This window comes from Dactylosporangium sp. NPDC051087, assembly GCF_055586325.1.
The window spans coordinates 53,760-74,010 of sequence record NZ_JBVJIJ010000022.1; the positions used below are offsets into that span (position 1 = coordinate 53,760).

General features: G+C 74.1%; 20 protein-coding genes. 13 read left to right on the plus strand and 7 right to left on the minus strand.

Going from position 1 to position 20,251, the window contains the following annotated elements:
* The first annotated feature begins 2 nt into the window (after positions 1-2).
* From ACZ6TV_RS36485 to ACZ6TV_RS36500, 4 genes are all read left to right on the plus strand, one after another.
* Positions 3-872: an ABC transporter ATP-binding protein gene (locus ACZ6TV_RS36485; protein WP_465302647.1), complete on the plus strand. Its 870-nt coding sequence runs from the start codon at positions 3-5 to the stop codon at positions 870-872.
* On the plus strand, positions 869-1,870 hold the full coding sequence (locus tag ACZ6TV_RS36490; RefSeq protein WP_465302649.1) for an ABC-2 transporter permease: 1,002 nt from the start codon (positions 869-871) through the stop codon (positions 1,868-1,870). The genes ACZ6TV_RS36485 and ACZ6TV_RS36490 overlap by 4 nt, the downstream gene beginning before the upstream one ends.
* Positions 1,871-1,987: 117 nt before the next feature.
* Positions 1,988-3,250, plus strand: a complete 1,263-nt coding sequence (locus tag ACZ6TV_RS36495) for a hypothetical protein (protein WP_465302651.1) — start codon at positions 1,988-1,990, stop codon at positions 3,248-3,250.
* Between the two features lie 263 nt (positions 3,251-3,513).
* Complete coding sequence (locus tag ACZ6TV_RS36500; protein WP_465302897.1) at positions 3,514-4,467, plus strand: Hsp70 family protein; 954 nt, start codon at positions 3,514-3,516, stop codon at positions 4,465-4,467.
* 21 nt (positions 4,468-4,488) lie between these two features.
* Here the strand turns inward: ACZ6TV_RS36500 and ACZ6TV_RS36505 are convergent, their stop codons facing one another.
* Complete coding sequence (locus tag ACZ6TV_RS36505) at positions 4,489-4,953, minus strand: hypothetical protein (RefSeq protein ID WP_465302653.1); 465 nt, start codon at positions 4,951-4,953, stop codon at positions 4,489-4,491.
* The gene (locus ACZ6TV_RS36510) at positions 4,950-5,420 is read right to left on the minus strand and encodes a hypothetical protein (protein WP_465302655.1); all 471 of its coding nucleotides are present in this window, start codon (positions 5,418-5,420) and stop codon (positions 4,950-4,952) included. Before ACZ6TV_RS36510 ends, ACZ6TV_RS36505 begins: the two co-directional genes overlap by 4 nt.
* 102 nt (positions 5,421-5,522) lie before the next feature.
* Between ACZ6TV_RS36510 and ACZ6TV_RS36515 the strand changes: the two genes are divergently transcribed.
* Entirely contained in the window at positions 5,523-5,981 is a 459-nt protein-coding gene (locus ACZ6TV_RS36515; protein WP_465302657.1) for an SRPBCC family protein, read from the plus strand.
* A gap of 21 nt (positions 5,982-6,002) precedes the next feature.
* Here ACZ6TV_RS36515 and ACZ6TV_RS36520 read toward each other — a convergent pair whose 3' ends face one another.
* A complete protein-coding gene (locus ACZ6TV_RS36520) occupies positions 6,003-6,794 on the minus strand; it encodes an alpha/beta fold hydrolase (RefSeq protein WP_465302659.1) in 792 nt (263 codons plus the stop codon).
* A 37-nt stretch (positions 6,795-6,831) separates the two neighbouring features.
* Here ACZ6TV_RS36520 and ACZ6TV_RS36525 point away from each other — a divergent pair, with 37 nt between their 5' ends.
* Both ACZ6TV_RS36525 and ACZ6TV_RS36530 read left to right on the plus strand, forming a co-directional pair.
* Positions 6,832-8,208, plus strand: a complete 1,377-nt coding sequence (locus ACZ6TV_RS36525) for a serine hydrolase domain-containing protein (RefSeq protein ID WP_465302661.1) — start codon at positions 6,832-6,834, stop codon at positions 8,206-8,208.
* 99 nt (positions 8,209-8,307) lie between these two features.
* A complete protein-coding gene (locus ACZ6TV_RS36530; RefSeq protein ID WP_465302663.1) occupies positions 8,308-8,835 on the plus strand; it encodes a DUF3558 family protein in 528 nt (175 codons plus the stop codon).
* A gap of 5 nt (positions 8,836-8,840) precedes the next feature.
* On the opposite strand, the gene ACZ6TV_RS36535 is transcribed toward ACZ6TV_RS36530, so the two are convergent.
* Positions 8,841-9,284: a hypothetical protein gene (locus ACZ6TV_RS36535; protein WP_465302665.1), complete on the minus strand. Its 444-nt coding sequence runs from the start codon at positions 9,282-9,284 to the stop codon at positions 8,841-8,843.
* Positions 9,235-10,521 (minus strand): EI24 domain-containing protein, encoded by a 1,287-nt coding sequence (locus ACZ6TV_RS36540; RefSeq protein ID WP_465302667.1) that lies wholly within the window; start codon positions 10,519-10,521, stop codon positions 9,235-9,237. The genes ACZ6TV_RS36535 and ACZ6TV_RS36540 overlap by 50 nt, the downstream gene beginning before the upstream one ends.
* Positions 10,522-10,577: 56 nt before the next feature.
* Here ACZ6TV_RS36540 and ACZ6TV_RS36545 point away from each other — a divergent pair, with 56 nt between their 5' ends.
* The 5 genes from ACZ6TV_RS36545 (at position 10,578) to ACZ6TV_RS36565 (ending at position 17,880) form a co-directional block, all read left to right on the plus strand.
* Positions 10,578-11,720 (plus strand): M20 metallopeptidase family protein, encoded by a 1,143-nt coding sequence (locus ACZ6TV_RS36545; RefSeq protein WP_465302669.1) that lies wholly within the window; start codon positions 10,578-10,580, stop codon positions 11,718-11,720.
* Positions 11,721-11,839: 119 nt separating this feature from the next.
* Positions 11,840-14,269, plus strand: coding sequence for an Hsp70 family protein (locus ACZ6TV_RS36550; RefSeq protein ID WP_465302671.1), 2,430 nt, complete (start codon positions 11,840-11,842; stop codon positions 14,267-14,269).
* Between the two features lie 165 nt (positions 14,270-14,434).
* Positions 14,435-16,966 carry a winged helix-turn-helix domain-containing protein gene (locus ACZ6TV_RS36555; RefSeq protein ID WP_465302673.1) on the plus strand — a complete coding sequence of 844 codons (2,532 nt, stop codon included), beginning with the start codon at positions 14,435-14,437 and terminating at the stop codon, positions 16,964-16,966.
* A gap of 48 nt (positions 16,967-17,014) precedes the next feature.
* The gene (locus tag ACZ6TV_RS36560) at positions 17,015-17,497 is read left to right on the plus strand and encodes an HAD domain-containing protein (protein ID WP_465302675.1); all 483 of its coding nucleotides are present in this window, start codon (positions 17,015-17,017) and stop codon (positions 17,495-17,497) included.
* Positions 17,498-17,526: 29 nt separating this feature from the next.
* Positions 17,527-17,880, plus strand: coding sequence for a hypothetical protein (locus ACZ6TV_RS36565; protein ID WP_465302677.1), 354 nt, complete (start codon positions 17,527-17,529; stop codon positions 17,878-17,880).
* Between the two features lie 3 nt (positions 17,881-17,883).
* Here the strand turns inward: ACZ6TV_RS36565 and ACZ6TV_RS36570 are convergent, their stop codons facing one another.
* Both ACZ6TV_RS36570 and ACZ6TV_RS36575 read right to left on the minus strand, forming a co-directional pair.
* Positions 17,884-18,495 carry a C40 family peptidase gene (locus ACZ6TV_RS36570; protein WP_465302679.1) on the minus strand — a complete coding sequence of 204 codons (612 nt, stop codon included), beginning with the start codon at positions 18,493-18,495 and terminating at the stop codon, positions 17,884-17,886.
* 56 nt (positions 18,496-18,551) lie between these two features.
* A complete protein-coding gene (locus ACZ6TV_RS36575) occupies positions 18,552-19,685 on the minus strand; it encodes an acyltransferase family protein (protein WP_465302681.1) in 1,134 nt (377 codons plus the stop codon).
* A gap of 107 nt (positions 19,686-19,792) precedes the next feature.
* On the opposite strand from ACZ6TV_RS36575, the gene ACZ6TV_RS36580 reads away from it, so the two are divergent.
* Entirely contained in the window at positions 19,793-20,248 is a 456-nt protein-coding gene (locus tag ACZ6TV_RS36580) for a hypothetical protein (protein WP_465302683.1), read from the plus strand.
* The last annotated feature ends 3 nt before the right edge of the window (positions 20,249-20,251 follow it).

Below are 20,251 nucleotides of genomic sequence, written 5' to 3' on the forward strand. Positions count from 1 at the left end.
CGATGACAGCGGTCATCGAAACCCAGGCACTCGGCAAACGCTACGGGCGCGTCACGGCGCTGACCGACTGCACGCTGAGCGTCCCGGAGGGCCGCGTCGTCGGCCTCGTCGGCCCCAACGGCGCCGGCAAGTCGACGCTGCTCGGCCTCGTCGGCGGGCTCATCGCGCCGAGCGCCGGCAGCATCAGCGTGCTCGGCAACCCGCCGGCGGCCAGCGCGGCGCAGCTGGCCCGGGTCGGGTTCGTCGCGCAGGACGCGCCCGTCTACGCCGGCCTCACCGTCGCGGACCACCTGCGGCTCGGCGCGCACCTGAACCCGCGCTGGGACGCCGGCCTCGCCGAGCGCCGGATCCGGCAGCGCAACCTCGACCCGCGGCAGAAGGCCGGCCGGCTCTCCGGCGGGCAACGGGCGCAGCTCGCCCTGACGATCGCCGCCGCGAAACGCGCCGACCTGCTCATCCTCGACGAGCCCGTGGCGGCGCTGGACCCCCTGGCGCGCCGGGCGTTCCTGCAGGACCTGCTGGACTTCGTCGGCGAGCTCGGGGTCAGCGTCGTGCTGTCCTCGCACCTGCTCGGCGACCTGGAGCGGGTCTGCGACCACCTCATCGTGCTGGCCTCGGCCCGGGTACAGCTCAGCGGCGACGTCGCGGGACTGCTGGCACAGCATCAGCGGCTGATCGGGACGCTCCCCGGGTTCGACGGGCTGCCGGCCGGCACCGACATCATCCACGCCGAACACAACACCATGATCGTGCGCACGGACACCCCGATCGACGGCGCCGAACGCGTCGACCTCGAGGACCTCGTCCTCGCATACCTGACCCGGGCGGCGAGCTACGACGGCACGCCCATGCTGGCGGAGGCGCACCGATGATCTGGCTCACCTGGCGGCAGTTCCGCGTGCAGGCGGTCGTGACCGCCGCCGCGCTCGCCGCACTCACCGTCTACCTGCTGCTGCTCGGCTTCGGCAGCCGCGACGCCTACGACACGGGCATCGCCGGCTGCACGCCGTCGGAGTGCGCCGCCGCACTGCGGTCCTTCGTCCACGACTACAACGCCCCGTTCGGCATCATCGGCGCCGTGCTCCTCGCGCTCCCGGCCCTCGCCGGCATCTTCTGGGGCGCGCCGCTCGTCGCCCGCGAACTGGAGGAGAAGACCGACAAGCTGGTCTGGAACCAGAGCGTGACCCGCCGCCGCTGGTTGGCGGCGAAGCTCGGCCTCATCGGCCTGGCCACCGCCGCCGTCGTCGGCCTGCTCAGCCTCCTGCTCACGTGGAGCGCCAGCCGCTACGACCAGGTGACCGGCGAACGCTTCGGCGCGCTGACCTTCGTCGCCCGCAACGTCGTCCCGGTCGGCTACGCGCTCTTCGCCTTCACCCTCGGCGCCGTCACCGGCATGATCGTGCGCCGCACGCTGCCCGCCATGGCCATCACCCTCGCCGTTTTCGCGGCGGTACAGATCGCCGTCCCCAACGGCATCCGCCAGCACATCATGCCGCCGGTCACCGAAACGGTCGCGCTGGACGCGTCGGCCGCCTCGTCCATCAACGGCCTCGGCTTCCGCGGCGAAGGCTCCGGCGGCAGCATCCACGGCTACACCAAACCCGGTGTGTGGCCCCTCGTCGAGGAGATGCGCCTCTACAAGCCCGACGGCTCCGACTACTTGATCGCCGACGCCAAGCCCTGCATGGCCATGGGCAGCTTCGAGGAGTCGATGGCCTGCACCGCCGGACAGAACCTGCGCTTCACCTTCACCTACCAGCCCGGCGACCGGTACTGGCCGTTCCAGTGGATCGAGCTCGCCGCGTTCCTCGTCCTCAGCCTGCTGCTGACCGGCCTCGGCTTCCTGTGGATCCGCCGCCGGCTCACCTGACCTCCGCCGCCGGCCGCCGGGACGGGTGCTCCCGGCGGCCGGGTACGTCCTGCCGGCAGCCCTACGCCCCCGGCACTCGCGCGGTGAGGGGGAGGCCCTTCGCGTAGGGTCCCTGGTGTGGCTGGTGGAGACGGCGCTGAGTGGGTCGTCGCGGGCGGTTCTTTCGTGGAGCGGCTCGTGTGCCACAGCCGGTTGCCGCTGATCGCCGGGCTGGACTCCGCCCGGCCCGCCGTCCACGTGTGGGAGCTCGGACCCCGTGGGCTTCGCGAGCACGGCATCGTCGACGCCGGCGGTGCCGCCTATCCGGCCGATGCGTGGGACCGGTACGAGATGGTCCCTTCGCCGGCCTGGCACCCGCGCGAGCCCAGCCTGGTGGTGGCCGGCCCGAAGGCGCTGCGGCGGTGGACCCCGGGTGGTGTCGCCGACGTGGCCGGGGCACCCTCGGACGCCGGCTATCGTGCCGTCGCATACAGCCCTGACGGGCGGACGCTGTGGGCCTCGCCGACCTCGTCGCTGGACGACGACGAGGCGTGGCAACGGTCGGATGCTCTGGACCTCGTCACGGGGGTGTTGCGAGTCGCGCCGCGATGGGACACCGCAGTGGTCGAGCACCCCGGCGGCGGGCTGGTCGTGACGCTGTGCAGTGACCAGGGGGCGACCGACGTGCTCTTCGCCCGGCCTGAGGAGGGTGTTCCCGCCCGGATGCGGCTGCTCCGGCACGCGATCCTCCTCGACGCGGACGGCTACGAGGCTCCGGCCTTCTCCGCCGACGGCCGGTACCTGGCGATCCGGGGCAACGCGTATTTCCAGTCCCTGGACGTGTTCGAGTTCCCCACGATGCGCAAGGTGCTGCACACGAACCTCGGTGAGCCGTACCCCGGCCACCCGTATCCGTCCGACTGGCTCGAGGAACAGACCCGCTGGTCCCGCCACAACACCGCCTTCGCGCCGCGCTCAGCGGTGCTTCTCGTGGGCACACCTGAGGGCAGCGTCCTCGGGATCGATCTCGAGAACGCGCAGGTGTCCGAGCACGGCGTCGCCGCTGCGCCGGTCAGTGCGCTGGCGGTCATGTCGACGGGTCAGCTGGTGGTCGCCGACCGCTCAGGGCGGCTCGCGGTGATGGACGTGCCAGGGGACACCCGGCCGGCGGTCGTGTCCGTCGCGCGGACCCAGGTCGAGGAATTCCTTGCCGCGACCACCGAACTGCCCGACGACGCCGACCTGGACACGAGCATGGTCCGTCACGACGGACACCGCACCTGGAGCGCCGACGACCTGGAGCCGGTGACCACGACCGACGACGCCGATCCCACCTGGCTGGCCCTGCAGGCCGCGATCGATACACACCGCCGGGAACGCGACGAACGCCGACCCGAGTGAGCGGGCCAGGGAAGCCGGCCGCCGTGCGGCAGGCGTCCTGCGGTAGCCCTTGATGGCCCCCGTGCTCCCGGCCGATCGTCTGAGGGCTCCGGTGCTGCTGATCAATATGCTGTTGCGGTGGTTGTTCACCTCGCGATCGACTACGGCACGTCGTCCACCGTCGCGGTACTGGCCCTGCCCGACGGACGTGCACAGCCGCTGCTGTTCGACGCCTCGCCGCTGCTGTCCTCCGCCATCCATGCCGAGGTCGACGGCCGGTCGAGCTGGTCGCGGAGCCGGTCGCCGCGGCCACGTACTTCGCGACCTCGACCGGCACCCGGGTCGATCCGGGGCAGGTGGTCGTGGTCTACGACCTGGGCGCCGGCACGCTCGACGTCAGCGTTGTGCGGCGCACCGACGGTGGCTTCGAAACCCTGGCGTACCGCGGCATCGACGACTTGGGCGGCCTCGATCTCGATGCCCTCATCGTGGAACACGTCGTCGGCACCGTAGGCCCGCAGGAGGCCGAGACCTGGCGAGGTGTGATGACGCCGCAGGATGCCGACGGCCGCCGCCAGTACCGGACCCTGTGGGATGACGCCCGCGAGACCAAGGAAGCGCTGTCGCGGCAGCCGGCGGCCGGGTTCCACATCGGGGCGCTGCGGCGGGACGTGCTTGTCACCCGGGCCGAGTTCGAGGCGGCGGCCCGGCCGCTGCTCCAGCGGACCGTCGAGTTGACCCAGGCCACCATGCGGGAGTCGCGCGCCGGGAAGGACCGCATCGCCGGGGTGTTCCTGGTCGGTGGCGGCAGCCGGACCCCGCTCGTGGCAACGATGTTGCATCAGGCGACCGGTATCGCGCCCACGTTGCTGGACCAGCCCGAACTGGTGGTGGCGCAAGGCGCCCTGGGCACTGTCGCGGCGCCCGCCGACAGCACGCCCACCCGGGAACAGACCGTGGGTGCGTCGGTGTACCGAACCGCAGAAGCGGCATCGGCGGTTCCGTTGGTGCCGTCGGTGCCGCAGGTGCCGCGGGAGAAGGGGCGAGCACGGCGGATCCTGCTCGATCCGCGGGCCATCATCCTGTACGTCCTGCTCGGGGTCCCGACCGTCATTCTCTTCGCGACCGACCCGAAAGCGCAGTACTACCTACCGGTTGTGCTCGGCATCGCATTGACGGTCGCCGCGGTGATCACGGTGATCGCCGTCACGGTCAACCGAAAGCGTCGCAAGCAGTAGACAGCTGACGGAAGGCCGGGCTCAGGGCAGCCGTTGGAACCAGTCGCCGGTGGTTATGAGGATCAGGACGTGGTCGGGGGCGTCGGTCGGTGTCGCGGCGTTGAGGTGGATGTCGCCGCGCTGTTCGAGGCTGGCGTTGTCGGTGTCGAGGAGTTCGTCGAAGTCGAGGACGGCCTCCCGTGAGGTCTGCGGCGAGGACCGTGGCACGGTGCCGAGGTTCCAGTGGCCGTTGCCGTGGAACGGGCCGACCCGGCCGGTGCGCTCGTAGAGGCTGCCCAGTTGGGCGACCGGCACGCCGGTCGCCGTGAACGTGCCGTCGGCGCGCAGGTCGTAGCGGGCCGAGCTCTCGTAGCCGGCCCACACGCCGACGAGGTCGGCGGTGCCCACCTCGACCGGCTCCGTCGGGTAGTCGGCCAGGGCGTCGCCGAGCCCGCAGGCCGCGGCCAGCAGCAGCGCCGGCACGGCCAGCGCGGTGCGCCGCTTCACCGTTCCGTCATCCGGTCCGCGCCGAGCGCCAGCGTGAGGGGCTTCGCCGGGACGTCCGGCGGGTCGCTGACCCACTGTGTCGCGCTGAACGTGACGGTGCGCGGCTGCGGGTACGGCTGCCCGTCGCGCTCGTCGCGGATCGACGTCACGTCGAGCGTGAGCAGGTGGCGGTCCGTTGCGATGCGCCAGGCGCCGTGGCAGTGGTACGGCCCGATCGGGCTCCCGGTGCGGCGCCGGGCGCCGTCGAAGGTGGCGGTCGGTACGCCGACGGCGTCGAACGTGCCATCGGTGGCGAACGTGTAGGTGGCGCCGCTGACGTGGCCGACCCAGACGCCCACGACGATGTCGTCGGTGAGGTCGACGGGGCGCTGCTCCGAGTAGCGCGAGCCCGGTGAGGGGTCCCAGAAGCACGCGGTGCCGAGCACCGCCGCCGTGACCCACGCCGCCGTCCGTGATCCCCGCCGCACGCGGTCAACATAGGCGCCCGTCGTCGTGTGCCGCCACACCCGCTACAGAATCTTCACAGGTGGCGGAACAGGTGGCGGAACCGACCGGCATACGCTTGCGGGGTGCCCGCGCTGATCGAGGTCGTGACGGAGATCGGCGCCGCCGCCGACGTGGTCTTCGGGCTGGAGCTCGACATGGACGTGCACGCCGCTTCCCTGGCGTCCAGCGGGGAGACGGCCACCACGAGCACCGGCCGGCGACGGGTCGCGCTCGGCGACGAGGTGACCTTCCGGGCGCGCCACTTCGGTTTCGTGTGGCGCATGACCAGCCGGGTCACCGCGTACGAGGCTCCGCGCCGCTTCACCGACGAGCAGGTCAGCGGCCCGTTCCGGACGCTTCGCCACGAACACGTCTTCGACGACCTCGGTGGCGGCCGGACGCGGATGACCGACCACATGACGGTCGTTGCGCCGCTGGGTCCGCTGGGGTTCCTGGTGACCCGGGTGCTGCTCGTGCCGTACCTTCGACGCCTGCTGCGGCAGCGCGCGGCCCATGTCAAGCGTCTCGCTGAGGACCTGTGACCGTGGCCGGCAGGCGGGTCGCTACGGCAGGCGGTCGAGGAAGGACCGGAGGGTGGCGAGCCAGGCGGCGGGCTGATCGAGGTGGGCGTCGTGGCCGGCGTCGGGGATGACGACGTGGGTGGCGGCCGGGCGCAGGGCCAGCATCCGCTCGACCTCGCCCTCCGGGCCGGTGCCGGAGGATCCGCGGACCAGCAGCGTCGGTGCGGTGACCGAGGACCAGTCGGACCACCGGGCCTCGTCGGCGACGCCGCGGATGGCGGCGGTCATCACGGTCCCGTCGAAGCGGGGCCACAGGCCGCCGTCGCGCTCCTCCAGGTCCGCGGTCCAGGCGGCGGCCAGGGAGCGGCCGCCGAGGAACTCGGCCGCGGCGGCGCGCGACGGGAACGGCACCGGCCAGGAGGCGAACCAGGCCTCGAGGCGGCTCGGGTAGTCGCCGTCGTCGCCGCCGACGCCGCCCTCCAGCATGACGAGGCCGCGGACGCGGGAGGGGTGCCGGGCGGCGGTGAGCATCGCGGTGTGCGCGCCCATCGACTGGCCGGCGAGCACCGCGGGGCCGGCGGCGAAAGCGTCGAGGACGGCCAGGACGTCGCCGACGTACGCGCGGCGGGACACGTCCGCCGGGTGGCGGGTCGAGTGTCCGTGGCCGCGCTGGTCCGGGACGATCACCGTGTACGCGTCGAGCAGGCCCTCGGCGGTGGGGCAGAGCTCGGACGCGCTGCCCGCGAGGCCGTGCAGCAGGACGACCGGGGGGCCGGAGCCGCCGGCGAGGACGGAGAGGGTCGCGTCGTCGCGTCGTAGCGTCAGCCGTTCCATCACGATCATCGTAAGGTGCGGTGGGTAGGCTCCGCTGATGGCCATCGACGGGTTCATCGGCGACGCGGAGCGGCTCGGCGTCCACAGCTTCCTGGTGCTGCGCGGCGGCGAGACCGTCGCGGAAGGCTACTGGCACCCGTACCGGCAGGACGTGCCGCAGTCGCTGTACTCGCTGAGCAAGAGCTTCACGTCGACCGCGGTCGGGCTCGCCGTCCACGAAGGGCTGCTGACCGTCGACGACCTCGTCCACGAGCTCCTCGGCGGCGCCGACGACCTGCGAGGGATGCGGGTCCGGCACCTGCTGACGATGACGACCGGGCACGACACCGAGTCCGGCGAGTCGATGGCGGCCGACCCGGACGACGACTGGGTCCGGGGGTTCCTGCGGCATCCCGTCGTGCACGAGCCCGGCACCCGGTTCGTCTACAACAGCGGCGCCACGTACGCGCTGTCGGCGATCCTGCAGCGGCTGACCGGCGGGACGCTGCTGGAGTACCTGCGGCCGCGGCTGTTCGAGCCGCTCGGGTTCGGGCCCGCGGCCTGGGAGACGTGCCCGCGCGGGATCACCGCGGGCGGCTGGGGCCTGACCCTGCGGACCCGCGATCTGGCGACGTTCGGCCAGCTGTACCTGCAGCGCGGCCGATGGCAGGGCAGGCAGCTGGTGCCGGCCGGATGGGTCGACGAGGCCACCCGGCTCCAGGTGCCCAACGCCGACCCGACCGGCTCCCAGGAGTCGCTGGACTGGCAGCAGGGCTACGGCTACAAGTTCTGGCGGTGCCGGCACGACGGCTACCGCGCGGACGGCGCGTTCGGGCAGTTCATCGTGGTGCTGCCGGGGCTGGACACGGTCGTCGCGGTCACCGCCGCGACCGAGGACATGCAGGCCGTCCTCGACGCCGTGTGGGCGCACCTGCTCGGCCCGCTGGAGCCGGCGCGGGTGGCGGGGCTGGAGCTGCCCGCGGTCACCGGCACCGCCGAGCCGCGGGAGGACCTGCCGGGCCGCTTCCACACCGCCGACCCGCCGGTGCCGCCGCGACGTCACCACCGCCCGGATATCGACCAGCCGTCCCGGATCGCCGGTTTCGCCGTGGTACGAGCACCGCACGGCTGGACGGTCCAGCTGCACGACGAGCACGGCGCGCACGAGTTCGCCTGCGTGCCCGGCCGGTGGGTGCCGTCGACGATGACGACGCTCGACGGCGCGGCCAACCCGATCGCGACGACCGGTGGGTGGCGCGGCCCGACCACGTTCGAGCTGCGGGTCTGCCACACGGGGGATCCCTGCACCCGCACGTACACGGCGGAGTTCGACGACACCGGCGTGACCGTCTCGCCGGTGGACTCGGTCGGCTTCGAGTTCACCGCGCACCCGGTGGTCCGGGCCGAGGCGGTCCGCGCGGAGGCGGCCCGCTGAAGATCCCCGAAATGTGCCAGGTGGCGTCGCCACCCGGGCGGCGCGTTCGTTGATCCGTCAGGGTAATGGCAACAGACCACGTCGCCCTGGAGGGTCGTCATGCGCCACCGCATCCTTGCCGCCACCACGTTGCTGACCGGTGCACTGACCCTGACGGGGTGCGGTGTGCTGGACAAGGCCGGCGACACGCCGACGCCGGGCTCGGCCGCGACGACCGGCGGCGCCGCGAGCGCGCCGGCGAAGACCACCAGCGGCCCGGTGGAGCTGCCGGACATCTGCACCCTGCTGACCAAGGCGGAGGTGAACAGCCTGACCGGGAAGAAGGTGACGCTCATGAGCAACGAGGGCGGCAACTCCCCGGGCGCCCGCTACTGCCAGTGGCAGCTCACCGGCGGCCAGCTCACCATCACCGTCAACGTGGAGACCCGCGACCAGTTCGACGTGCAGAACAAGGAGGCGGTGCAGGTCTCCGGGGTCGGTGAGTCCGCCTACTCGCTCGCCGGTCACCTGTACGTCTACGCCGACGGCAAGATCGTCGACGTCTACGCGACCTCGGCCGGCACCGACGCCGGCAACCTGAAGGTCGAGCAGCGCGCCGCCGAGGCGGTCCTGCCCAAGCTCGCCTAGCGGCGTCAGCCGATCCGGATGACGATGACCTCGTCGTCGGCGACCTCGGCGACGCAGTCGTGCAGCAGGACGATCACGTCCCGGCCGGCGGTGCCCGCGTCGGCCGGGTCGAGGTCGATGCGGTCCTCGGCGAAGCGCTCACGGAACTCGGTGTCGTCGAACGTGTCCGGGTCCAGGCGCGGCAGGAACGCCCGGTGCCGCGGGGTCAGCAGCACCGTGAACCGGTCGTCGTCCTCGGGCACCTCGTCGAGCAGCCGGTCGTGCTCCGAGCTGTGCAGCGTGATGCCGCGGTCGCCGAGCAGCTCCAGGACCGGCAGGATCACATAGGCTGACCAGTCGAAGGACACCTCCAGGGGCGTGCCGAGCTTCTCCAGCGCGGCCGACGGGTCGCGGGTGAACTCAGCGACGGATGTCGCCTTGAGGGAGCTGAAGGTGGCCACTGCCGACATGGGGCTGACCGTACCGCAGCCGCGGATCGGGCCAGGGCGGGGGCACCGGCGCCGGGGCGGGCGGCAGCACCCCGAGGATCCGGCGGTGCAGCAGGATCGCGCCGACCAGCACCGCCGGCGACGTGATCAGGTACAGCACGGCGCCGGGCGCGGCGAACACCTCGGGGATCGGCACGGCGACGAGGAAGCGCAGCGACAGCACCGGCAGGATCAGCGCGATCACGCTCATCATGCCGAAGCCGGTCACGTACGCCCGGTGCTGCCACGCGAACTTCAGGTGCTGCTTCGCGCCGTGCACGCCGTGGTGGTGCAGCGACACGGCCAGGACCAGGACCCCGACCAGGAAGCCGTTGAAAAACAGCCCGACGCCGAACGCGACGGCGAGGTTGAAACCCGGCAGCAGCAGCAACGGCAGGCAGATGAGCCAGCCGAGGTGCAGCACCAGCGTCACGACGACGGTCTGGCGCAGGCACACCCCGGACGCCCGCCACCACGACGGCGGGGTGAGGCGCCCGCCGCCGGTCAGCCGGACCACGCTCCTGGTCATGAACGGCAGGAAGAACGCGCCGAAGAACATCGTCACCGGCACCGTCAGCGCCGTGATCAGCAGGTGGAACGCGGTCTCGGCGGCCCACCGCATGACCCAGCCGAGCGCCCATCTGATCGCCGACGGCCAGCTCGCGACGAACCCGAGCAGCCAGTCGACGGCGACGTTGATCGCCATCGCGACGACCTTCTCGACGCCGAGCAGGCACAGCGCGGTCAACCCGACCGGGAGCAGCGCCCACAGCCACAGCCGCGGGTTGCGGAGGAAGAACGCCAGCCCGCGCCAGAAGAACCCGAAGCCGATGAAGAACCGCCCGACACTGCTCGCCGCCCGCTTGGCCCCGGCGACGGTGTGCCGGGTCGCGGTGCCCGCCGCGCCCGCGACGCGCAGCGCGGCCGTCTGCGCCGCGGCCTGCGCGACCTGGGCCGCCTGCGCGGCGACCTGCGCGGCCTGCCCGGCCTGTGCCGCGGCCTGCGCGGCGGCCTGGGCGAGGTGGCCGGCCTGCGCCCGGTCCCGGTCGGCCCGGACCCCGCTGACCGCCTCGAGACCGGATCCCCGCGGCTGGACCGCCTGCTGGACCGGTGGGGCGTACGGAGCGGCCGGCGGCGCCGCCGGTGCCAGGTGTTCCGGCTCGCGGACCTGCTCGTCCAAGACCTGACCTGCCTCTACGCCGTCGAGGGGACGCGACAAGACGCAGAGCGTAACGAGTACCGTTCGGTACGTCGAGACCGCCTACGATGTCCGCCATGACGGGGATCTGGGAACTTGCATGCGTCGATTCGGTCGCGGCGCCGCTGGACGCCGGGCTGGTCGAGCTGCGGCGCGACATCCACGGGCGGCCCGAGGTGGCGGGGGACGAGCGGCGCACCGCGGCCCTGGTGGCGGACCGGCTCCGCGCCGCGGGCCTGGAGGTGCGCACCGGCGTCGGCGGCCACGGCGTCGTCGGCGTCCTGCGCGGCGACCTGAGCGGCGGCCGGACCGTCGCCTACCGGGCCGACCTCGACGCGCTGCCCGTCGAGGACGGCGCCGCGCACCTCTGCGGCCACGACCTGCACACCGCGATCGGCGTCGGCGTGGCCGAGGTCCTGGCCGGGCTCCGGGACCGGTTCGCCGGCCGGGTCGTGCTGCTGTTCCAGCCGGCGGAGGAGACCCTGGAAGGCGCCCAGGCGATGCTCGACGACGGTGCCCTCGACGGCTGCCCGCCCGACGAGGTGTATGCCCTGCACTGCGCGCCGCTGCCCGTCGGCGTCCTCGCCGCCCTGCCCGGCACGGGCCACCCCGGCCTCGACACGTGCCACCTGGAGCTGCGCGGCCCCGACGCCGCCGCGAACGGGCGCCGCCTCCTGGACCGGATCGACGCCATGAGCACCGTCCGGCGGCCCGCGACGGACGCCGAGTTCGCCGAGCTGGCGGCGGCGCTGCAGATCCCGGACGGGCCGCTGGCCGGCTACGTCCTCACCGGCTCGCAGCTGCGGGCGGACGGCGACCCGGTCACCGCCGACGTGTGGCTGCGGACCTGGCCCGAGACCCGCCATCCCGAGCTGCGCGACGAGCTGCGCCGCCTGGCCGCCGCCGAGCACGCCACCGTCACCTTCCCCGGGCCGCCGTTCCCGGCGATGATCTGCGCGCCGGAGCTCACCGAGACCGCCGCCGGGCAGCTGCGGGAGGTCCCCGGCGTCGACGCGGTCCTGACCTTCCATGCGGCGTGGCCGTTCAGCGGCGAGGACTTCGCGCTGTTCCTGCAGCGGGTGCCCGGCTCGATGTTCTTCCTCGGCATCGGCGACCGCGGCATCCCGCACGCGCCGGACTTCTTCGCCGACGAACGCGCCATCGGTGTCGGCGTCCGGGCGATGGCCGGGCTGATCCTGCGCCGGCTCACCGGGGGCTGACCGCCGGGGTACCTCGTTCGTGTGTACCGCCGAACGGCCGGAACTCCGTAGGGTGTCCGGGTGGTTACTGGCCAGGTGGCGGGGCTCGGCATCGACTTCGGACCTCCACCACCGTCGCGATGCTCGCCGGCGACGACGGGGTCGCCCGGCCGCTGCTGTTCGACGCCAGCCCGCTGCTGTCCTCGGCCGTGTTCGCCGTGCCCGGCGGTGACCTGCTCACCGGCGCCGACGCGGAGCGGGCCGCGGTCGCCTACCCGGCCGCCTACGAGCCCAACCCGAAGCGCCGAGTCGACGAGCACACCGTCCTGCTCGGCGAGCGGGAGGTGACGGTCGTCGACCTGGTCGCGGCCGTCCTGCGCCGCGTCGCCACCGAGGCGGAGCGGTCCACCGGCGCGCCGCCGCCGACCGTGGTGCTGACCCACCCGGCGACGTGGGGGCCGCCCCGCCTCGCCGTCCTCGCCGAGAGCGCCGACCGGGCCGGGCTCGGCGCCGTCCGCTTCGTGCCCGAGCCGGTCGCCGCGGCCGCGTACCTCACCGGCACCCTCGGCCGCGACGTGCCCGCCGGGCAGTGCCTCGTCGTCTACGACCTCGGCGCCGGCACGTTCGACGTGAGCGCCGTGCGGGTCTTCGGCGCGTCCGGTGGCGCAGGCCGGGGGTTCGAGGTCGTGGCCTCCGCCGGGATCGGTGACGTCGGCGGGCTCGACCTCGACGCCGCCGTCGTCGGCCTCGCCCGCGACACGCTCGACACCGCCCCGGCCGTCTGGCAGCGCCTCGACCGGCCGCGGACGCAACCGGACCAGGAGGCCCGCCACCAGCTGTGGCACGGCGCCCGGGCGGTCAAGGAGCAGCTGTCCCGGCACGCCACCGGCGACCTGCGGATTCCCGTCGCGGCCGCGACCATCCACGTGACCAGGGAGGAGTTCGAGGCGGTGGCGCTGCCGTACCTGCGGCGCACCGTCGACGTCACGCTGCGCACCCTCGGCGGGTCCGGCATCGGCACCGACGAGATCGCCGGGCTGTTCCTCGTCGGTGGCGGCTCCCGCGTGCCGCTCGCCGCGACGCTGCTGCACCGGGCGACCCGGATCGCGCCGAACGTCCTGGACCATCCGGAGCTGGTGGTCGCCGCCGGCAGCCTGCACACGCCCGCGGTGCCGCACGCCGACCCGCACATCCCGGAGCAGCGGCTGCCGGGCCTGCCGGCGCCGTCCGAGCCGGCCACGACGCTGTTCGACGCGCTGCCGCCCGGACTGGTGCTGCCCGACCCGGCGGCGGTGCTGCCCGAGCAGCGCCTGCCGCTCGACGGGCTGCTGGTCGACCCGTTGCCGCTGGCCGAACCGGCCTGGGAGGGCGAGCCGGTCCTCGACCCCGTGCCGGTCGCGTCCAGGACCTTCACCGAGCGGGCGCGGGCCGCGGCCGTGTGGGTGGCCCTCGCCGCCCTCGTCGCCGGGGTCGCGGCCGTCGCCGTCTGGTGGCCGCGGCCGCACCCCGGGCCCGGCGCGCCGGCCGAGGCCGGGCCGGCCCGAGGACTGGCCGCCGCCACCGAACTGCCCGGGCACAGCGGCGCGGTCCTCGCCCTCGCGTTCGCCCCCGACAGCGCCACGCTGCTGTCCGGCGGCGGCGACTCGTCGGTGCGGCTCTGGGACGTCGCCGGGCACGCCGAGCGCGGCGCGCCGCTCACCGGGCACGTCAACCCGGTCCGCGCGGTCCGGTTCAGCCCGGACGGCGCCGGGTTCGCGACCGGTGGCTACGAGAGCGGCCGCACCTGGCGTACCGGCACCGCGGCGCAGACCGGATCGGCGACGGCGATCCCGGCCACCACCGGTGCGGTGCGGGCGACCGCGGGCATCGCCGACATCGCGTACCGGATCGGCGGCGACCCGGTCGCGGTCGGCTTCGCCGGCGGGAGCTATCGCCTGTGGGACCTCACGGCCGGCACCGAGCTCGGCACCCTGGCGGAGCCCCCCGCCCCGACGCCCGGCGAAGGCGCGACGGGCGGCACGGACGGCGGCACAGCGGGAGGTGCAGAGGGCGGCACGGCGGGCGGCACCGGCACCGGCATCCCGGACGGCGGCACGACGGCCGACGCGGTGCTCGACCCGGGCGCGCGGTGGGCCGCGTTCGGGCGCGACCGGACCGTCGAGGTGCACGCCGTCGCAGGCCTCCGCCCGCCCACCGAGCTGACCACGAGCCCGGCGACCCGGCTCGCGTTCAGCCCCGACGGCCCCACCCTCGCCGTGGGCGCGCTGACCGGCGGCGGCGTCCTCGTCGAGTTCTGGGACCCGGGCACCGCCACCCTCACCGGCACCGCCCGCGACCTGGGGCACACGACGAGGATCACGTCCATGGTGTACGACCGGCGCGGAGCCCTCCTGGCCACCGGCGACGCCGGCGGCCGGGTGGTCCTGCTCGACGCCGCCGGCCACCGGCCGATCGGCGGCACCGGCCCCACCGGCGCACCGATCCAGTCCCTCGCGTTCAGCCCCGACGGCAGGTGGCTCGCCACCGGCGACAGCCGCGGCATGATCCGCCTGCACCCGATCCGCCGCTGAGATTTTCTCGTGCCCGGCGGCCTCGTGTCCTGGGACTTTCCGGCGGGCGACCTGGTGTTCCGTGACCGCTTGTCCCGGGCCCTCTTGTCTCGGTGCATTCAGTACGACACTCTGCGTTATGGGAACTGTCGTGTCGACGTAACCGGGTGAGGGGCGGACCAGGTGATGCGACGTGCCGACGAGGGACAGGCTGGTCCTCCGCCGTTCACCGACGGGCAGGAGGCCGGCGCCGGGCCGCCCCTGCTCAGGGCGAAGCTCGGCGTCCCTGAGCCCGCCGTGCCCGGCGTCCGCCGTCAGCGGCTGCTGGACCTGCTGGTCGAGCACACCGACCTGCCGCTGACCGTGATCACCGGCCCGCCGGGCTCGGGCAAGACCCAGCTGGCCGCCGCGTGGGTCGTGGACGACCTGCTGCAGGGCCCGATCGCCTGGGTGACGCTCGACGACGACGACCGCGACGACACCGTGCGGCTGTGGCGGCACGTGTTCGAGGCGCTGCGCCGGGCCGGCCTGCTGCTGCCCACCAGCTTCTGGGACGCCGCGGCGTGGCGCCGTCCCGGGCGCGCCCTGGCGACCGAGGTCGCGTCGGCGCTGCACGAGCAGCAGCGTGACATCCTGCTCGTCCTGGACAACGTGACGCTGCTCGGCGCCCAGCAGTGCACGGAGCTGGAGTTCGTCCTCCGCAACGCCGGCGGCGGGCTGCGCCTGCTGCTGCTCGGCCGGCGCCGACCCGCGTTCCCGCTGCACCAGTACCGGCTGTCGGGCGGGCTCGCCGAGCTCGACGCCGCGGACCTCGCGCTCGACGAGGACGAGATCGCCGAGCTGCTCGACCTGCACGACGTGTGGCTGACCCGGGAGAGCCTCGCCGACCTGGCCCGCCGCACCGAAGGATGGCTCGTCGCGGTGCGCCTGGCCGCGACCGTCCTCGCCGCCGCCGTCGACCCCGACACGACCGTGCGCCGCCTCGCCGAGGACGACACCTTCAACGAGTACTTCACCGCCGAGGTCCTCGGCCCGCTGCGCCCGCGGCAGCGGGAGCTCCTGCACCGCCTCGGGATCCTGGACACGTTCACCGCCGACCTCGCCATGGCGGTGGGCGACATGACCGGCGGCAGGGCCCTGCTGCTCGGCCTGCTCGGCGAAGGGATCCTCGTCGAGCAGGCCGCCACGCACCCGCCGGCGTACCGGCTCAACCGGATGCTCGCCGACGTCCTGCGCTTCCGGCTGCGCGACGACGACCCCGACGTCCTGGGCCGGCTGCATCTGCGCGCCGCCCGCTGGTGGGCCGGGGCCGGTGACGTCGTCGCCGCCGTCCGGCACGCCACCGCCGCCGACCTGTGGCAGGAGTCGGCGGAGCTCATCGTCGAGCACGTGGCCCTGGTGCGGATCCTCGTCGACGGCCGGGACCTGACGCTGCTGCGGCTGCTGAGCCGCATGCCGCAGGGCGGCTACGGTCCCGCGCAGACCATCGTCACGGCGGTCGTCGCGATCGTGAACGGGCACATCGGCACGGCCGACCGGCTGCTCGCCCGGCTCGGCGCCGACCCGGCCGCCCTGCCGACCGAGCGGCTGCGCCTCGGCCACGCCGTCGTCGACCTCGCCGTCGGTCTCGGGCACGGCGACGCGGCCCGTACGGTCGCCGCCGCCCGGAACCTGGAACGCCTCCTCGACGACGCGACCCAGACCCAGCCGGTCCCCGGACCCGAGGTCGCCGCGTTCGTCGTCGCCGCGATCGGCACCGCCGAGCTGTGGACCGGGCGGCTCGCCGCGGCCGTCGACACCCTCGCCGAGGCGGTCCGGCTGTCGGCCGGCGCGCACTGCGCCGACATCCGGCTCTGGTGCGCCGAACACCTCGCCCTTGCCGAGGCGCACCACGGGCGGCTCGGCCGGGCCGTCGCCGCGGCCGTGCAGACCCGCGCGCTCGCCGCCGGCGGCGCGCCCGCCCCGGCCATGCACTGGGTCGCCGTCCTCGACGTGACGCTCGCCCTGGTCGCCCTGGAACGCTTCGACACCGTCGCCGCGTGGCACCATCTCAACGCCGCCGAGGCCGGCATGCACCGCGCCGAGGACCGCTTCCAGGACCTGCTCTACACCGCGACCGTCGCGCTGGTCCGGGCCATGCTGCTGCGCGCCGGCAACGACCTGCCGGGGGCGCTGGCCGCCGTGCGGCAGGCGCTGCGCCCACCCGCCGGCCGGCCGGCCCGCGACTGGCTGCGGCACCGGCTGGCCGCCGTCGAGGCCCGGATCCTGCTCGCGATGGACCGCGTCGACGAGGCGACCGCAGTCATCGACACCCTCGACGGCGAGCCCACGACCGGCGTCCTGAAGGCCGAGGCGCTGCTGGCCCGCGGCGACGCCGGCTGCGCCGCGGAGCTGGCCCACACGGTCGCGGACGCCGGCGCCGCCCCGCCGGGCACCCTGATCGACGCGTGGCTGCTCCTCGCCGCCGTCGACGCCCGGGCCGGCCGGCTCATGCAGGCGGGGGAGTCCCTGCGCCGCGCGATCGCGATCGCCGTCCCCGAGGGCATCCTCCGGTCCCTGTACGAGACCGGCGGCGTCCTGCGCCGGCTGCTCTTCGAGGAGGGTCTGCCGGGGCTGGACGACGCCGGCCCGGTCCCGGACCTGCAGGGCGCCGCGGCCGCCCCGGGCCCGCCCTGCGCCGACCGGCCACCGGCACCGCCCGGCACGCCGGGCGCGTAGGGCCCGCCCGCGGCCACCGGCACCGCCGATGGCGGCTATCGTGCGGCGATGCGCCCCGTGCTGTTCCTCGACGTCGACGGGCCGCTCATCCCCTTCGGCGCGCAGGGGTACCCGGCCGCGGCCACGCCGGCGATCCGGGCGGCGGCGCGCGGCAACCCGCTGCTGGCCCGGCTCGACCCGCGGCACGGCGCCTGGCTGGCGGCGCTGCCGTGCGACCTCGTGTGGGCGACCACGTGGATGGCGGACGCCAACGAGGTCGTGGGGCCGCTGCTCGGGCTGCCGGAGCTGCCGGTCGTCGACTGGCCCGGCGAGGACGTGGCCGGGCCGGTGCACTGGAAGACGCGCGGGCTCGTCGCGTGGGCCGCCGGGCGGCCGTTCGTGTGGGTCGACGACGAGATCGGCGCCGCCGACCGCGAGTGGATCGCCGCGCACCACGCCGGTGCCGCGCTGCCGCACCGCGTCGATCCGCGGTGCGGGCTCACCCGCGCCGACGTCGACACGATCGCCTCGTGGCTCGCGGGACCGTTTTAAGACCCGCGTACGGCGGGTATGGCTGGCCCATGGCGCACTATGAGGTCAACGAGGACGCCGTGGCGTACGCGCGGAAGCTGATCGACGCCCGGCAGTACGTGCTGGACAGCGACTGGGGCGCGGCGCAGCCGAAGACCGCGGACGACAACGCGTACCTGGAGAAGCACTCCTGGGACGAGTACGCGCGGTGGCACCTCGGGCTGACCGTCGGGCCCGGCGACGAGACGAAGGCCCGCTACGCGTTCGTGTACGGCGACCTGCGCCGGGTGCACCGCAGCGGGCTGATCGCCTGCGTCTACCGGGCGTCGGAGTGGCGGCACAAGGACGTGGAGCTGGCCGCGCACGATCTGCTGCAGCACCTCGACGAGGTGTCCGCGAAGTAGGGCCTACCGGTCCGGCAGGCGGACGAACGCCACCACCTTCTCGGTGCGTGGCAGCGTCTGCACGCTCACGTTCACCCCGGTGTGGCCGGCGTTCACGACCCGGTCGTCGCCGATGTAGAGCATGACGTGGCCGCCGTTGTTGGTGAACACGAGGTCGCCGGGTTCGAGCTCCTCGCGGCCCACCCGCTGGCCGACTTTGATCTGGTCGTAGGTGACCCGCGGCAGCTGCACGCCGGCCGCCTGCCAGGCCCGCATGACGAGCCCCGAGCAGTCGAACGTCTCAGGTCCGGCGGTCGCGAACCTGTACGGCTTGCCGACCTGCGCCTTGGCGTAGGCGATGGCGACGGCGGCGCGGGCGGCCCGGGTCGAGCCGGTGATCGTGAGGGTCTGACCGATCCGGATCAGGGTCGAGGTGCCGAGGTTGTTGAGCCGTTGCAGGTCCGCGACGGTGGTCCCGTTGCGGCGGGCGAGCCCCCACAGGGTGTCCCCGGCCTGCACTGTCACTGTCTGCGGTGCCTGCGGTGGGACCGGGTTCGCCTGTACGCCGGCCGCCGGAGCGAGGGCGATGACGGCCGCGGTGAGCACGGCTGAAGCCTTGAGCCAGGATGCAACCATGCAACGGAACATAACGAGCAATACTCGGATATGTCCGTCTTATCCGAATATTCGCATCAGGGGCTGACCGCCGGACCGCGCTCGAACCTGTGGAAGACCGCCCAGCATCCCGCCAGCACCAGCGCGAACGCCGGCAGCCACAGGATCCGCGCCAGCATCCACCCCGGCGTGTCGGGCACCGTGTGCAGGCCGTCGTGCGTACCGTGGATGAGGAACGTCACGGTGATCATCGCCGTCTGGTGCCACAGGAACACCGTCATCGCCGACAGGTTGAGCAGCGCGACGGCGGCCCACACGACCGGCCGGCGCAGCACCGCCCGCAGCGGTCCGAGCAGCAGCAACGCCAGCCCGCACTGCGCCAGCCCGAACGTCACCGCGGCCAGGGTCGGCGGGTTGAGGTTGGAGACACCCTCGCCCGGCACGCCGACCATCGACGCCGGGTAGCCGAACCAGCGGATCAGCACGACGGTCGCGGCGGCACCCCCGAGCAGCAGCCGCCAGCCGGTCCGCCGCACGTCCGCGGTGCCGATGCTGCCGAGGGTGCCCGGGGTCCCGGGGGTGCCGAGGGTCCCGCGGGACCAGGCGGCGCCGAGGCAGAACGGCACCAGCCAGCCGGCACCGAGGTTGATCCAGGCGACCCAGCCGGGGGCGACGGTCCCGAAGCGCAGCACGTCGACCGCGATCACCACACCCAGCGGCCACTGCCAGTGCAGCTTCGCGGCCAGCGGCGCGACGGCGGTCAGCGCCGCGAACACCAGCAGGAACCACAGCGGCGACAGCACCAGCTTCACCAGCGTGTGCACCGTCCGGTCGGCGGCGCCGGCGGCGAGCATCGCGGCCACCACGAGCGCCCACACGCCGAGCAGCGGCGGCACCGGGCGCAGCAGCCGGGTCAGCCGCGCCGCCAGCCACCGCCGGTAGGGCAGGGTCCGGGGGCGGGCCGCGGTGTACCCGCCGACGAGGAAGAACACCGCCAGGGTCTGGAACAGCCACGACACCGGCGCCAGCTCCGGCAGGAAGCGCAGCGGGCTGGCGCCGCGCACCGCACCGCCGTCGCTGACCAGCGCCGTCACCAGCCAGTGGCCGAGGACGACACCACCGATCGCCAGGGCGCGCAGCCCGTCGACGGCGCGGTCGCGGGTCGCCGGGGTCGCGTCCGTGACGCGCCGGGCAAGGGTGCTCAGGGCCATGCCGTGACGCTATGCAGGCGGCCCCGCACCGTCGTCACGCTGCGGGACTGCATCGCAGTACCACCCCGGTACTACATCCCCCGGCGGGATCCGGTACCAAGGTGAACATGAATCGTCTGTGGTGGTGGTGCGGCGGGATCGCCGGCGTGCTGGTCGTGGTGGCCGGATACCTCGTCGCGACCGGGTTCCCGGGCCGGTCCGACGCGCTCGCCGCGCGCCAGCCCGGCACCTGCACGCTGATCACCGGCGGTCCCGCCGGCACGACCGCGCAGAGCACCCCCTACGGCGCGGTCACCTCCTGCATCAACCTGGGCCGGCGGACCACGCTCGCCGGCCACCCCGACGGCACGGTGTTCGTGCTGCTGGAGACCGACCGGGGGCCGGTCGCGCTGCGCGTGGAGTACGACGGCGAGGGGGAGGGCTACACCGCCGACGCCGTGGAGATCCAGCCCTACCTGGCGCCCGGCATCTCCGGCGACACGTCCAACCGGATCAGGGACGGCATCAACCAGCGCGGCGGCCTGAACGGCAGCCTGTGGAGGGTGCACCCCGTGCAAGGCTGAGGC